The sequence below is a fragment of the Cellulomonas fengjieae genome (assembly GCF_018388465.1).
Lineage (GTDB): Bacteria > Actinomycetota > Actinomycetes > Actinomycetales > Cellulomonadaceae > Cellulomonas > Cellulomonas fengjieae.
Map to the genome: position 1 here is coordinate 2,411,732 of NZ_CP074404.1, position 14,091 is coordinate 2,425,822.

Below are 14,091 nucleotides of genomic sequence, written 5' to 3' on the forward strand. Positions count from 1 at the left end.
CGACCCCCTCGTCCACAGAACGGTCCTGACGGTCCGTTCAGTTCATCGGCGCACATCGTGCCGTACGTGAGCGCCTGGTACACAACGCGACCGCTGCCGAGGTCAGATCCCGAGCTGGAAGATCCCCCAGTAGGCCAGGACCACGAGCAGCACGACGGAGCCTACGACGCCGGCCCACAGCACGGCGGTCCGCACGATCCCGGGGAAGGGGGTGCCGCCGGCGAGGCGCACCCGGCGGCAGCGGCGCAGCAGCAGGAGGCCGGCCACGACCACCGCGATGCCCAGGACGCGCACGGCGATCCAGCCGCCCTGGACGACGAGGTCGTCACGCTGGTAGTCGAGGGCCAGCCGCGCCACCGCGACGATGTACCAGACCAGGCACACGACGGTGCCGATCGCGCCCACGCCCAGGGCGAGCAGCCGCGGCAGGACCCCCGGCGCGAACCGTGGCCCCTCGAGCGCCGCTGCCCCGCGCTGGCGCCGGACCCGGTCCCTGGCCTCCTCCACGCCTCGCGCCATGAGCAGCGCCAGCGGGCCGAGCAGGATGAGCCCCACCGCCGCCACCACGAGCGCCACGACGACGTTGCCGTCGCCGAACCACCGGGGCTCCGGCACGGGCGCCGCCATGTACGTCTGCACGGGCTGCGCGCCGGCGATGCGGGGCGCGGCGTCCCCTGTGGCGGGCAGGCCGCGCACCCAGCCGGCCAGGTCGTCCAGGAACACGGGATCCACCTCGCCGTGCACGCGGATGCCGTGGTTGGCGTCCTCGTAGTAGCGGACGGTGACGTCGTGGTTCCCGCCGACGGCCGTGTCCCGCAGCACCAGCTCCGCGCCCTGGATCACGGGCATCGACGCGTCACCCGTGCCGTAGACCACGAGCACGGGCTGGTGCATCTCGCGCTGGTACGGGGTGACGTCGAAGTCGGCGTACTCGAAGCCGCCGCCGGGCACCGACATGCCGACGGCGCGTGGGATCGCGCGGAACACCCCGCCGGGCACCCCGGTGTTGCGCAGGTAGGAGTCGACCGCGAAGGCGGCCTGCTCGCGGGGGGGCACCACGGGCGAGGACACCAGCACGACGAACGCGATCGACCGGTCCTTCGCGGCCATGACCGGTGCGATCCAGCCACCCTCGCTCTCCGCGTAGAGCCCCACCTGCTCCGGGTCGACACCCGGGTGGGCCTGCAGGACCTCGACCGAGGCGTCGTAGTCCGCCGCCATCTGCACGTAGTCGCGGTGCCGGGTGGTGTAGGTGTCGAGGCGCTTGTTCGGCACCATCGCGACGACCCCCGAGGAGGCCAGTGCGCGCGCCTGGGCGATGAACGCGGTGTCGTAGCGGCCGGTGCCCGCACCGTGCACGAAGACCACGCCGCGCTTCGGCCCGTCGAGGCCGACGGGCTCGCTGATCTGGGCCTCCACGGTCGCGCCGTCGAGTTCCACCGTGACGATCGAGGTGCGCACGTCGTACGTAGGGACCGGCTCCGCACCGCCGATCGCCGTCGACGACGACTCGACGACGAGCGGGTCGACCAGCGGGACCGGGTCCCACTGGGGTCCCATCACGGCACCGAGGATCGCGAGGACCACGACGCCCAGCGCCGTGCTCGCCACCAGCCGGTAGGCGCCGCCGCGCCCGTCCTCGGTCGTCACCGTCTGCCCGGCCGGGTCCCGTTCGCCTGCCCTCAGCATCCTCAGAAGCCCAGCTTGCCGAGCTGCTTGGGGTCCCGCTGCCAGTCCTTGGCCACCTTGACGTGCAGGTCGAGGTACACGCGAGCGCCCAGGAGCGCCTCGATCTCACGGCGCGCCTGGCTGCCGACGTCGCGCAGCCGCGCGCCGCCCTTGCCGATGATGATGGCCTTCTGGCTGTCCCGCTCGACGAACAGGTTCACCCGGACGTCGAGCATGGGCACGCCGTTCGCGGCCGGCTCGTCGCGCGCCACGATCTCGTCGACCACCACCGCGAGCGAGTGCGGGAGCTCGTCGCGCACCCCCTCCAGCGCGGCCTCGCGCACCAGCTCCGCGACCATGACGGCCTCGGGCTCGTCGGTGAGCTCGCCGTCGGCGTACAGCGGCGTGCCCTCCGGCAGGTGCCCGATCAGCACGTCCTCGAGCACGTCGACGTTGTACCCGGACGTCGCCGAGACCGGCACGATGTCGGTCCAGTCCCCCAGCGCCTGCACCGCCATGAGGTGCTCGGCGAGCTTGCCCTTGCCCACGAGGTCGGCCTTGGTCACGACGGCGACCACCGGGGTGCCGCGCCCGTCGCGGGCGAGCTCGGTCATCTGCTCGGCGATGAACCGGTCACCGGGCCCCACCCGCTGATCGGCGGGCAGGCAGAAGCCGACCACGTCGACCTCGGTGAGCGTGTCCTTGACGAGGGCGTTGAGCCGCTCCCCGAGCAGCGTGCGCGGCCGGTGCAGACCGGGGGTGTCGACCAGGATCAGCTGCGCGTCGGGCCGGTGCACGATCCCCCGGACGGTGTGCCGGGTGGTCTGCGGACGCCCGGACGTGATGGCGACCTTCTGGCCCACGAGGGCGTTGGTCAGCGTGGACTTGCCGGCGTTGGGTCGGCCCACGAAGCAGGCGAATCCGGAGTGGAAGGTCATCGGGTGGCTCCGTGGTTGTCGGTCGGGGCGCGGCCCGGGGTGGTGGTGTCCGTGGGTCGGTCGGTGCTGTCGACCATGCTGACGAGCACGGTGGCGAGCTGGCGGCGTCGGCCCTCGGCCCGGTCTGCGACGAGGTGCAGCCCGTGGATGTCGCCGGCCGAGCCCGGCAGCGGCACCTTGCCGAGCGCCTTGGCCAGCAACCCGCCGACCGTGTCGACGTCCTCGTCCTCCACGTCGAGGTCGAACAGCTCGCCGAGCTCGTCGCGACCGAGGCGTGCGGGAACCCGGTACACGCCGTCACCGAGGTCCTCGACCACGGGCGCGGTCCGGTCGTGCTCGTCCGTGAGCTCGCCGACGATCTCCTCGAGCGCGTCCTCGATGGTCACCAGACCGGCGATCCCGCCGTACTCGTCGACCACCATCGCCATGTGCGAGGACCCGCTCTGCAGCTCGCGCAGCAGCTCGTCGACCGGCTTGGACTCCGGCACGAACACCGCGGGCCGCGCCAGGGAGGAGGCCGGTGCGTCGAGCATGGCTTCCTGCGTCCGGCGGTCCGACGGCCCCGCCGGGGCGATCGGCAGCCGCCCGACCACGTCCTTGAGGTAGAGGACGCCGCGCAGGTCGTCCACCGAGTCCCCGACCAGGGGGATCCGGGAGAACCCCGAGCGCAGCAGCAGGGCGAGCGCCTTGCGCAGCGGCGTGCTCTCCGGGGCGGTCACCATGTCCGTGCGCGGCACCATGACCTCGCGGGTGAGCGTCTCGCCCAGCTCGAGGACGGAGCGGAACATCTCGCGCTCCTCGTCCTCGATGACGTCCGACTCGCTCACGCGCTGGACCATGTCCCGCAGCTCGTCCTCGTCCTCGGCCGCCGACCCGGCGCCGGGGTGGCTGGCCGCACCGAGCCGGCCCGCGACCGCGTTGACGGCCGCCAGGAGCCGCGACAGGCGCGTCAGGACGGCGACGGGGTGCCGCCTGCCGATCGTGCGCGGGCTCGCGCGCACCAGCAGGAACGCCACCAGGGCGCACACCGCCACCGAGACCAGGAGCACGGCCCACCACGCCAGGCCCGTGGCGACCACGACGAGCGCGATGCAGACGGTGCCCGTCATCTCGGCGAGCAGCCGCACGAACGCGGCGGCTGCGGCGACCCGTGCGGGGTGCTCGGTCAGCCGGCGCACCCGCTCGGCGGACGGGGACCGCTCGGCGAACAGCTCGGTCACGGCGGCGCGCGAGACGCGCACGACCGCCACCTCGCCCGCCGACAGCGCCGCGGCGGACGAGATGCCGATCACGGCGACCAGGACGAGGAGGGCGACGGGGACGTCCGTCATCGGGCCGCCAGGAACGTCAGCAACAGCTGACGCTGGAGGGCGAACATCTCCTTCTCCTCCTCCGGCTCCGCGTGGTCGTACCCGAGCAGGTGCAGGATCCCGTGGGTGGTCAGGAGCAGGAGCTCCTCGGCGGTCGAGTGCCCGGCGGCGCGGGCCTGCTGCGCGGCGACCTCGGGGCACAGCACGACGTCACCGAGCAGGCCCGCCGGCGTGGGGTCGCCCTCGCGGCCGGGCCGCAGCTCGTCCATGGGGAACGACAGCACGTCGGTCGGCCCGGGCTCATCCATCCACTTCACGTGCAGGTCGGTCATCACGTCGGTCCCGACGAGCAGGATCGAGACGTCCGTCTGCGGGTGCACGTGCATCGCGTCCAGCACGTAGCGCGCGAGCGCGGCGAACTCCGCCTCGTCGACGTCGTACCCGGACTCGTTGTTGACCTCGACGCTCACGGCCGCCTCAGCTCCTGTCCCAGCGCGCGTACGCGTCGATGATGTCGCTGACCAGGCGGTGCCTGACGACGTCGGAGGACGTCAGGCGGCAGAAGGCCACGTCGTCCACCCCGTGCAGGATCTGCTCGACCACGCGCAGACCGGACGCCTGTGACGCCGGGAGGTCGACCTGGGTGATGTCACCCGTCACGACGACCTTGGAGCCGAAGCCGAGCCGGGTGAGGAACATCTTCATCTGCTCGACGGAGGTGTTCTGCGCCTCGTCGAGGATGATGAAGGCGTCGTTCAGGGTGCGCCCACGCATGTACGCCAGCGGCGCCACCTCGATGGTCCCCGCCTCCATGAGCCGCGGGATGGACTCGGCGTCCACCATGTCGTGCAGCGCGTCGTACAGGGGGCGCAGGTACGGGTCGATCTTGTCGGAGAGGTTGCCGGGCAGGAACCCGAGCCGCTCCCCCGCCTCGACCGCCGGCCGGGTGAGCACGATGCGGTGCACCTTGCGGTCCTGCAGCGCCTGCACGGCCTTGGCCATCGCCAGGTAGGTCTTCCCGGTTCCGGCAGGCCCGATGCCGAACGTGACCGTGTGGCGGTCGATCGCGTCGACGTAGTCCTTCTGGCCCGAGGTCTTGGCGCGGATCGTCCGGCCACGACCCGTGAGGATATTGAACGACAGGACGTCCGCCGGGCGGGCGCTCGAGGCCGCCGTGAGCATCGCCACGGAGCGGGTCACCACGTCGGGGGTCAGCGGGGTGCCGCCGGCCGCCATCTCGACGAGCTCGTCGATGAGCCGGGACACGAGGGCGACGTCGCCGACCGGGCCGGAGAGGGTGACCTCGTTGCCACGGACGTGGATGTCGACACCGGTGAACCCGGACTCGATGGTCCGCAGCACCTCGTCCCGCAGGCCGAGCAGCTCGACCATCGAGACCTCGGACGGGACGCTGATCCGGTGCTCGACGCGCGCGGGCGCGCCGGAGGCGCGGGCGTCTGATGTGAACTCGGTCATGTGCTCGGCGTGCGCCGTGCGCTCCTTAGGTCGGTGCAGGTTGCATGCAGGTGCGTGCGGATCGGTGCCGCGGGTGCGACGGTCGCCAGTCTACGAGGAGGCACCCACAGGATTCCCCCACTGCGGCGGTTCAGCTCCAGCGACCGAGTCGCTCCGCCAGGAGGGCGAGCGCCACGGGTCCGGCGGTGGACGTGCGCATCACGTGCGGGCCGAGGCGCACGGCTCGTGCCCCCGCCTCGACCAGGCGACCGAGCTCACCGTCGCCGATGCCGCCCTCCGGCCCCACGACGACGAGGCACTCGCCCGACTCCGGCAGCGGGGCCGACGCGAGGGACTGCGTCGCGGCCTCGTGCAGGACGAGAGCCGCGCCGCCGCCGTCCGCGACGGCGCGGACGCGCTCGACCAGCCCGCGCGAGTCGAGCGCGGTCTCGACCTCGGGCACCCGTGCCCGCCGCGACTGCTTGGTGGCCGCCCGCACGGTGCCCAGCCAGCGGGCACGGCTCTTGGCCGCCCGGTCCCCGCGCCACACCACGATCGAGCGCTCGGCCTGCCAGGGGACGACCGCGTCGACACCCACCTCGGTCGCGGCCTCGATCGCCAGCTCGTCGCGGTCGCCCTTGGCGAGCGCCTGCACGAGCACGAGCACCACCGCGGGACGCTCCTCGACGACCCGCTGCTGCACGTGCACCAGCACGCCGTCACCGCTCACCGCGCCCACCACCCCGCGCAGGCGCACCCCCGCGCCGTCCACGACGTCGACCCGCTCCCCGGGGCCGCGCCGCTGCACGACGCCGGCGTGCCGTCCCTCGGCCCCCTCGAGCAGGTAGGTGCCACCGTCGGTGACCGCGTCGAGCGTGCCGGGGTCGGCCAGGAAGACGGGCGCGCTCATGCCGCGCCCGGCGCCGGCACGCTCACCGGCCGGAGAGCTTGTCGCGCAGCTTGGCGAACACGCCGGAGCTGGAGGCCGCGAGCCGGGACTCGGGGCGCTCCTCGCCGCGCAGCGCCGCGAGCCGTCGCAGCAGCTCGGCCTGCTCCTCGTCCAGCGCCGTCGGGACGTGCACCTCGACGTGGACGTGCAGGTCGCCGCGGCCGGGGGCGTGCAGGTGACCGACGCCCAGGCCCTTGATCGACACGATCTGGGACGGCTGGGTACCGGGACGCAGGTCGACGTCGCGCGGACCGTCCAGCGTGTCGAGCGTGAGCACCGTGCCCAGGGCGGCGGCGGTCATCGGCACCTCGAGCGTGGCGTGCAGGTCGTCACCGCGGCGCACGAAGGTGTCGTGCTTGCGCTCGCGCACCTCGAGGTAGACGTCGCCCGCGGGACCGCCGGCGGGACCGACCTCGCCCTGGCCGGTGAGCTTGATCCGCGTGCCCGTGTCCACGCCGGCCGGGACGTCGACGCTGAGCGTCCGGCGCGAGCGCACGCGGCCCTCGCCCGAGCACTCGGTGCACGGCTCGGGGATGACCGTGCCGAACCCGTGGCACGCCGCGCAGGGCTGCGTCGTCATGACCTGACCGAGGAACGACCGGGCCACCCGCTGGACCGAGCCGCGCCCGCCGCAGACCTCGCAGGTCCGGGGCGAGGTGCCGGGCCGGCAGCATGAGCCGTTGCACGTCGGGCACAGCACGGCCGTGTCGACGGGCACGTCCTTGTGCACACCGAAGGTGACGTCCGCGAGGTCCAGGTCGAGCCGCACGAGGGCGTCCTGACCGCGCCGGGCGCGCGGGATCGGGCCACGCTGCGCGGCGGCGCCGGTGGCGGCACCGAAGAACGTCTCGAAGATGTCCTGGAAGCCGAACCCGCCGCCCATGCCGCCCCCGGGGGACGACGGGTCGCCGCCCAGGTCGTACGCGCGGCGCTTCTCGGGGTTGCCGAGCACGTCGTAGGCGCGCGAGACGTCCTTGAACCTGTCGTCGGAGCCGGCGTCCGTGCCCGCCACGTCGGGGTGGTGCTCGCGCGCGAGCTTGCGGTACGCCTTCTTGATCTGCTCCGGCGTCGCGTCACGCGGCACACCGAGGATCTCGTAGTAGTCGGTCACAGGAGGGTCTGCTCGCTTCCAGCGTTCGTCGTCGGGTGTGTCGCTGCGGGGGTCTCTGCAGGGGTCTCGGTCGGGGTCGTCGCGGGGGTCGTCGGGCCTGTCACTGGGCGAGGATGCGGGTCAGGTACCTGGCCACCGCCCGCACCGCGGACATCGTGCCGGGGTAGTCCATCCGCAGCGGCCCGATGGAGCCGATGCGCGCGACCGAGCCACCACCCTCGTCGCCGTAGCCGGTGGTGACGAAGCTCGTCTCGACCAGCCCCTCGTGCTGCGTCTCCCGGCCGATCCGCACCGCCACGGCCGCGGAGTCCTCGGCCATCTCCGAGAGCAGGCGCAGGAGCACCACCTGCTCCTCGAGCGCCTCCAGGACCGGCCCGATGGCGCGGACGTCGGAGCTGCCTGCGCGCGCGAGGTTGGCGGTCCCCGCCAGCACGACACGCTCCTCGCTCTCCTGGGCCAGCGTCTCCTCGACGACGCCCACGGCCGCGTGCACCAGCGGGTGGTCGTCCGGCGCGAAGGCCTCGGTCAGCTCGCTCAGCACGACGGGCAGCTCGGACAGACGGCGCCCCGCCGCGCTGACGTTGAGCCGGGTCCGCAGGCGCGCGACGACCGACTCGTCGAGGTCCGAGACGAGCTCGAGGGTGCGCTGCTCCACGCGGCCGGTGTCGGTGATGATGACCACCAGCAGGTGACGCGCGCCCACCGGCACCAGCTCCACGTGCCGCAGCGCCGAGCGCCGCAGCGACGGGTACTGCACGACGGCGACCTGCTGCGTGAGCTGGGCGATGAGCCGCACCGCACGGTCCACGACGTCGTCGAGGTCCTGCGCGCTCTCCAGGAACGCGCCGATCGCCCGGCGCTCCGGGCTCGACAGCGGCTTGATGGTCGAGAGCCGGTCGACGAACAGGCGGTAGCCCTTGTCGGTCGGGACCCGGCCTGCGGAGGTGTGCGGCTGGGCGATGTACCCGCCCTCCTCGAGCGCCGCCATGTCGTTGCGGATGGTCGCGGGCGACACCCCGAGCGAGTGCCGCTCGACGAGGGCGCGCGAGCCCACCGGTTCCTTGGTCGCGACGTAGTCCTCGACGATCGCGCGCAGCACGTCCAGCCGCCTGTCCTCGCTCATGCCGCCTCCTTCGCCCGATCTCGTGGGTAGCACTCGTGCTCGTCGAGTGCCAATCCTACGCCGCGCACCCGACACCCACGGGGCGTCCGCCGCGTGCCTCGACCGTCACGCCGGCACGGACCTCTAGGCTGCCCGGGTGAACGAGGACCGCTACGGCTCGGACGTGCTCGGGGGCTCCGGGCAGACGCACCACCGGCCTGCCCGCACCAGTCGCCCGCAGGCCGCCGAGACCGGCCTCGTCGTCGAGGAGGTCACCACCGGGTGGGTCGGTGCGGTGGTCCGGGTGGAGAAGTCCGGCGGCCAGCACGTGGTCGTGCTCGAGGACCGCCGCGGCCGCACGCGCACGTTCCCGCTCGGTCGCGGCTTCTGGGTCGACGGCGAGCCCGTCGCGCTGACCGCACCCGTGCGAGCCTCCGCGCCGGCCCGCCCCACCCGCACGGCGTCCGGCTCGGTGGCGGTGCACGACGCCCGCGCCCGCGTCGCCCGGGGCAGCCGGATCTGGGTCGAGGGCAAGCACGACGCCGAGCTCGTGGAGAAGGTCTGGGGTGACGACCTGCGGCTCGAGGGGGTCGTGGTCGAGCTGCTGGACGGCGTCGACAACCTCGCGGCGGCGCTGCGCGACTTCGCACCCGGGCCCGGTCGCCGCGTCGGCGTCCTCGTCGACCACCTGGTCCCCGGGTCCAAGGAGACCCGGATCGCCGACGAGGCCGTCCGCGGGATGCCCGCCGGCTCGGTGCTCGTGCTCGGGCACCCGTACGTCGACGTCTGGCAGGCGGTGCGTCCCGAGCGCGTCGGCCTGGATGCCTGGCCGGTCATCGAGCGCGGCACGGAGTGGAAGCGGGGCATCCTGCGCGAGCTCGGCTGGCCGGCCGACGAGCAGGCGGACGTGGCGCGCGCGTGGCAGCGGATCCTGCGCTCCGTGCGCAGCTACGCCGACCTGGAGCCCAGCCTGCTCGGCCGCGTCGAGGAGCTCATCGACTTCGTCACCGCATGACGGTGCCCGGCCGCCGAGGCGGACCGGGCACCGTCCGGACGTCGCCCGTCGGTCGGGCTGGTGCGACGTCCGTCAGGCGGAGATCGGGTCGCCCAGGAGCCGCTTGAACAGGAACGCGGTCGCCACGAGCACGACGGGGAGCGCCACCAAGAGGCCGACGCCGCACACGATCGCACCGGCGAAGACGACGACCACGGACAACAGGTAGAACAGGATCGTCGTCGACAGGTTCGCCACGATGAGCTGGTAGCTCGCCTTGATCGCGTCGACCGGGCTCAGGTGCTTGTCGATCACGAACCAGAAGGTGAACAGCAGCAGGAAGCCGGCCACGAACGAGAGCAGCTGGCCGAAGAACGGCACGAGGTTGAGCACGATGTTGATCGCGGCCAGCAGCAGCGCGGTCAGCAGGACGGGACCCGGGTCCGGGAACTTGAAGAAGTCGCCGAACGAGATCCGCCGGCCGTCCGTCACGTCGAGCGCCGCCCGGATGAACGCCGCCTGGACCAGGTAGCCGATCAGGAACGCCGCCGCCGAGACGACGAACGCGCCCAGCGACGCGACGATGCTGAGGGTGGGTCGCATGCCGCGACCGTCCGGGTCGAGCAGGGCACCGAAGCCGCCGAAGATCAGCGAGAGGACCACCAGCACGATCGCGGCCCCGACCAGCCACACCAGCGCGGCGCCGACGAAGATGCCGCCGAACTGCGTGAACTTCTTCCAGCCGTAGGAGAACGACTCCCCGATGGGCGACGGCGGCACGGCTTGGCCGTAGCCGGCCGCCGGTGGCGGGAACGCCCCGGGCTCGGCGTAGCCGGGCGGGTACCCGGCGGCCGACGGCTGCCCGTACGGCGGCGAGCCTGCGGGCGGCTGCCCGTACGGAGGCTGGCCGTACGGCGGGGAGCCGGCCGGCGGCTGGCCGTAGGGCGAACCGGTCGACGGCTGCCCGTACGGCGGTGCCGGCGGCGCCTGAGGTGTCGGCGGCGCCTGAGGTGTCGGCGGCGCCTGAGGTGTCGGCGGTGCCTGAGGTGTCGGCGGCGCCGAAGGCGCGACGGGGGGTGCGGGAGACGGGGCGACCGGTGGCGCCGCCGGCTCGACCGGCGGGGTAGGCGGTGTGGAGGGTGTGTCCGGGCTTGAGCCCGGGGCGGGTTCCGGTGCGTCCGGCTCGGTCGGACGGGACGGTGCCGGCGACCCCGTCCCCGGGTCGGCGGGGCCGGTCGGGTCCGGCTGGGCCGGGTGGTCGTCGTCGCGCGGCGCAGTGCCGCCCGGGTTCTCGCTCATGCGTGGCCTCCCTGGTCACAGGGCGGTCGTCGCCCTCTGCCAGGGAACCCGCGGCGGACCTGGCGTGTCAAGGAACGCGGCCGCTGGTCGCCCCTCGGCGGCTGCGTCCCGTCGGCACGCGCTGGCCAGGCGCCCTCGGTAGGCTGCGCGTGCCGTGAGCGCACGGCCGACCCGAGGAGCGACGACCCATGTCCTACGACGACCACCGCCCTGCCTCGAGCGGCGCGGACCAGGCCCGCACCTGGGCGATGCTGGCGCACCTCGGAGGGATCCTGGCGTACTTCTGGATCGGCTGGCTTCCCGCGCTCGTCGTCTGGTTGGTCAACCGCGAGAAGAGCACCCTCGCCGTCGCCGAGGCCCGCGTCGCACTCAACTTCCAGCTCACGGTCCTCATCGGGCTCGTCGTGTGCACCATCCTGCGCTCCGTGCCCGTGCTGGGTGTGATCGGCCGGATCGGGTTCATCGCGATCAGCATCGCGAGCCTGGTGCTGAGCGTCGTGGCGGCGCTCGCCGTCCAGCGCGGTGGCACCTACCGCTACCCGTACAGCATCGAGCTGGTCCGATGACCGCACCCTGGACCGGTCCCGTCTACGGGCCACCCCCGCTGCGACCCGACGAGGAGCGCAACTGGGCGATGCTGGCCCACCTGCTGGCGCTGCTGGGCGGCTGGGTGGCCCCGCTGGTGATCCTGCTCGCGTTCCGCGGACGCGGACGCTATGTGGAGGACCAGGCCAAGGAGTCGCTGAACTTCCAGCTCACGCTGCTGCTGGCCGTCGTCGCGGTGGTGGCCGTCACCCTCGCGACCTTCGGCCTGGCCGCCCTGGTGCTCGTGCCGGTCCTCGGGCTCGTCCAGCTGGTGTTCCCGATCCTCGGAGGGGTCGCCGCCTCGCGGTTCGAGTGGTACCGGTACCCGGTCAGCCTCCGCATGGTGAGCTGACCGGCGGACCTAGCGGTCGCGGCCCGTGTGCGTCGCGGCCCGCACGAGGACGAGCGCCAGGGCGAGCAGGACGATGTTCTGCCCGTACCCGCCCGACGGGCGGGGCGTCATCTCGGTGACCGACGCGAAGCCGACCAGCGCCCGCGCGACGACGGCCGCGCCGCCGACGGCCGCCACCCGCCTCGGGTCCCAGGCGGCCGACCGCGACCAGTGCACGACCACGGCGCCCGCCACCCCGAGGACGCCCACGCCGACGGCGACGCCGAACCAGGTCGGCGGCACGAGGACGTACCCGACGGCCGCGGTGAGCACGAGGCAGAGCACCGCCACCGGTGGCGGCACCCGTGCTCCCGTCGGCGTCGGCAGGGTCCGGCGGCCGAACGTGAACGCGGCCCCGACCAGGACGCCGACGACCAGCAGCGCGCCGACCAGCTGCGCGGCCGAAGCCCGGTCGCTGCCCGCGCTCCTGACGTCGGACCAGACGAGCGCGGCAGCGGCGGCGTACAGCACCGTCGCAGCGACCAGCCCGGGGGCTCGAAGCCACGAGCGCCGCGGTCCGGGCCGGTCGAGGCCCTCGACCAGCGCGATCGGCGCCGCGAAGCTCCAGACGGCGTGTCCGACGAGGAAGTTCAGCGCCGTCGCGGCGCTCAGCCCGAGCGGAGCGACGAACGTGGGACGCAGCTGCTCGGCCCAGTCGTCGTAGCCGGCGTAGGTGGTGGCGAACAGGGACTGGTCGACGACGCCGGCCTGCAGGGTCCCGGCCGCGGCCGCCAGCGCCAGGATCCCGGTCCAGTGCAGGCGCGCACGTGCGGCGATCTCCCGGATCAGCAGGGCGGGGGCCCCGTACAGCGGCGCCAGCACGAGCAGGCCGACGAGCAGCGCCGCGGGGTCCCCGGTGCTCGCCGGGTCGTAGGCCTGCAGGTACTCCGCGCACACGGGCGCGGTGACCAGCAGCACGAACGCCAGGATCCGGGGCCGCGCGCGCGACGCGGGCGCGGGCGGCGAGGCGGGGTCCATGAACGGCATCGTCGCGGCCGACGGCTCGCTGCAACACCCCCGTCGGACGGAGACCGGCCTACCTCAGGGTGGAGGTGCCCCGAGGACTCGTCAGCCGGCCAGGTCCCGGACCACCGCGTCCGCGAGCAGCCGACCGCGGCGGGTCAGCACGACGCGCCCGCCGATCGCCGCGCGGCCGTCCACCAGCTCGTCGGCGACGAGTCCGGCCACCGCCGGGCGCGCCCGCACCGGGAGGTCGTCGAGCGCCAGGCCCCCGGCCAGGCGCAGGCCGAGCATCAGCCGCTCGAGCACAGCCCCCTCGCCGCTGACCGTCTCCCGCCCGGCCGCCGGGCTCAGCCCCCGGTCGAGCCGGTCGGCGTACGCGCGCGGGTGCTTGACGTTCCACCAGCGCACGCCGCCCACGTGGCTGTGCGCCCCGGGACCGACGCCCCACCAGTCGTCGCCGCGCCAGTACGCGAGGTTGTGCCGGCAGGCGTCCGCGGGCGTCCGCGCCCAGTTGCTGACCTCGTACCAGTGCAGGCCGGCCGCCTCGAACAGGTCGTCCGCCAGCTCGTACTTGGCCGCCTGGTCGTCGCCGTCCGGCAGCTCGAGCTCGCCGCGGCGCACCTGCACGGCCATCCGGGTGCCGGGCTCGACCACGAGCGCGTAGGCGGACACGTGGTCGACGCCCGTCGCGAGCGCCGCCTCGACGCTGGTGCGCCAGTCGTCGAGCGACTCCCCCGGCGTGCCGTAGATGAGGTCCAGCGAGACCGCCAGCCCCGCCTCGCGCGCCCAGCGCACGACGTCGGGGATCCGTCGGGGGTCGTGGGTGCGGTCCAGGGTCGCCAGGACGTGCGGGACGGCCGACTGCATGCCGAAGGAGACGCGGGTGAAGCCGGCGTCGGCCAACGCCTGCAGCGACTGCGGCGTGACCGAGTCGGGGTTGGCCTCGGTGGTCACCTCGACGTCGTCGGCGAAGCCCCACGCGTCCCGGACCCCGCCGAGCATCCGCGCCAGGTCGGGCACCGACAGCACGGTGGGGGTGCCGCCGCCGACGAAGACCGTGCTCACCGGCCGCCTCGGCAGGTCCGCGAGGACGTCGGCCGCCAGGGCGATCTCCCGCAGCGCGGTGTCCGCGTAGGCGTGCTGGTTCGCCCCGCCGCCCAGCTCGGTCGCGGTGTAGGTGTTGAAGTCGCAGTACCCGCAGCGCACCCGGCAGAACGGCACGTGCAGGTAGACGCCGAACGCCCGCTCGGCGACGCCCGCGCGCACCGAGCCTGGCAGGCGGCCGTCGTCGGGAGCGGCGTCGCCGTCGGGCAGGGCTGCCATGCT

At 73.8% G+C, this 14,091-nt stretch carries 14 protein-coding genes; 3 read left to right on the forward strand and 11 right to left on the reverse strand.

The window, feature by feature from the left end; translation table 11 throughout:
• Positions 1-102: 102 nt before the first annotated feature.
• From KG102_RS11150 to hrcA, 8 genes are all read right to left on the reverse strand, one after another.
• The gene (locus KG102_RS11150) at positions 103-1,689 is read right to left on the reverse strand and encodes an alpha/beta hydrolase family protein (protein ID WP_208288828.1); all 1,587 of its coding nucleotides are present in this window, start codon (positions 1,687-1,689) and stop codon (positions 103-105) included.
• Between the two features lie 2 nt (positions 1,690-1,691).
• The gene (gene era / locus KG102_RS11155; RefSeq protein WP_208211358.1) at positions 1,692-2,606 is read right to left on the reverse strand and encodes a GTPase Era; all 915 of its coding nucleotides are present in this window, start codon (positions 2,604-2,606) and stop codon (positions 1,692-1,694) included.
• Entirely contained in the window at positions 2,603-3,937 is a 1,335-nt protein-coding gene (locus KG102_RS11160) for a hemolysin family protein (protein WP_208211360.1), read from the reverse strand. The genes era and KG102_RS11160 overlap by 4 nt, the downstream gene beginning before the upstream one ends.
• Positions 3,934-4,386, reverse strand: coding sequence for an rRNA maturation RNase YbeY (gene ybeY / locus KG102_RS11165; protein ID WP_208211361.1), 453 nt, complete (start codon positions 4,384-4,386; stop codon positions 3,934-3,936). Before ybeY ends, KG102_RS11160 begins: the two co-directional genes overlap by 4 nt.
• Before the next feature lie 7 nt (positions 4,387-4,393).
• Positions 4,394-5,392: a PhoH family protein gene (locus KG102_RS11170; RefSeq protein ID WP_208211363.1), complete on the reverse strand. Its 999-nt coding sequence runs from the start codon at positions 5,390-5,392 to the stop codon at positions 4,394-4,396.
• Positions 5,393-5,522: 130 nt separating this feature from the next.
• Positions 5,523-6,281: a 16S rRNA (uracil(1498)-N(3))-methyltransferase gene (locus KG102_RS11175; protein WP_208288826.1), complete on the reverse strand. Its 759-nt coding sequence runs from the start codon at positions 6,279-6,281 to the stop codon at positions 5,523-5,525.
• 22 nt (positions 6,282-6,303) lie between these two features.
• On the reverse strand, positions 6,304-7,431 hold the full coding sequence (gene dnaJ, locus KG102_RS11180; RefSeq protein ID WP_208288824.1) for a molecular chaperone DnaJ: 1,128 nt from the start codon (positions 7,429-7,431) through the stop codon (positions 6,304-6,306).
• 100 nt (positions 7,432-7,531) lie between these two features.
• Positions 7,532-8,554, reverse strand: a complete 1,023-nt coding sequence (gene hrcA, locus KG102_RS11185; protein ID WP_208211369.1) for a heat-inducible transcriptional repressor HrcA — start codon at positions 8,552-8,554, stop codon at positions 7,532-7,534.
• A gap of 136 nt (positions 8,555-8,690) precedes the next feature.
• On the opposite strand from hrcA, the gene KG102_RS11190 reads away from it, so the two are divergent.
• Positions 8,691-9,548, forward strand: a complete 858-nt coding sequence (locus KG102_RS11190) for a DUF3097 domain-containing protein (protein WP_208211371.1) — start codon at positions 8,691-8,693, stop codon at positions 9,546-9,548.
• A 72-nt stretch (positions 9,549-9,620) separates the two neighbouring features.
• On the opposite strand, the gene KG102_RS11195 is transcribed toward KG102_RS11190, so the two are convergent.
• Positions 9,621-10,307: a hypothetical protein gene (locus KG102_RS11195; RefSeq protein ID WP_208288822.1), complete on the reverse strand. Its 687-nt coding sequence runs from the start codon at positions 10,305-10,307 to the stop codon at positions 9,621-9,623.
• A gap of 707 nt (positions 10,308-11,014) precedes the next feature.
• Between KG102_RS11195 and KG102_RS11200 the strand changes: the two genes are divergently transcribed.
• Together KG102_RS11200 and KG102_RS11205 are read left to right on the forward strand one after the other, a co-directional pair.
• Positions 11,015-11,392, forward strand: a complete 378-nt coding sequence (locus KG102_RS11200; RefSeq protein ID WP_208288820.1) for a DUF4870 domain-containing protein — start codon at positions 11,015-11,017, stop codon at positions 11,390-11,392.
• A complete protein-coding gene (locus KG102_RS11205; RefSeq protein ID WP_208211377.1) occupies positions 11,389-11,763 on the forward strand; it encodes a DUF4870 domain-containing protein in 375 nt (124 codons plus the stop codon). Before KG102_RS11200 ends, KG102_RS11205 begins: the two co-directional genes overlap by 4 nt.
• A 9-nt stretch (positions 11,764-11,772) precedes the next feature.
• On the opposite strand, the gene KG102_RS11210 is transcribed toward KG102_RS11205, so the two are convergent.
• Positions 11,773-12,780, reverse strand: a complete 1,008-nt coding sequence (locus KG102_RS11210; RefSeq protein ID WP_208288818.1) for a hypothetical protein — start codon at positions 12,778-12,780, stop codon at positions 11,773-11,775.
• 90 nt (positions 12,781-12,870) lie between these two features.
• A complete protein-coding gene (gene hemW / locus KG102_RS11215; protein ID WP_208288816.1) occupies positions 12,871-14,088 on the reverse strand; it encodes a radical SAM family heme chaperone HemW in 1,218 nt (405 codons plus the stop codon).
• Positions 14,089-14,091 lie beyond the last annotated feature (3 nt).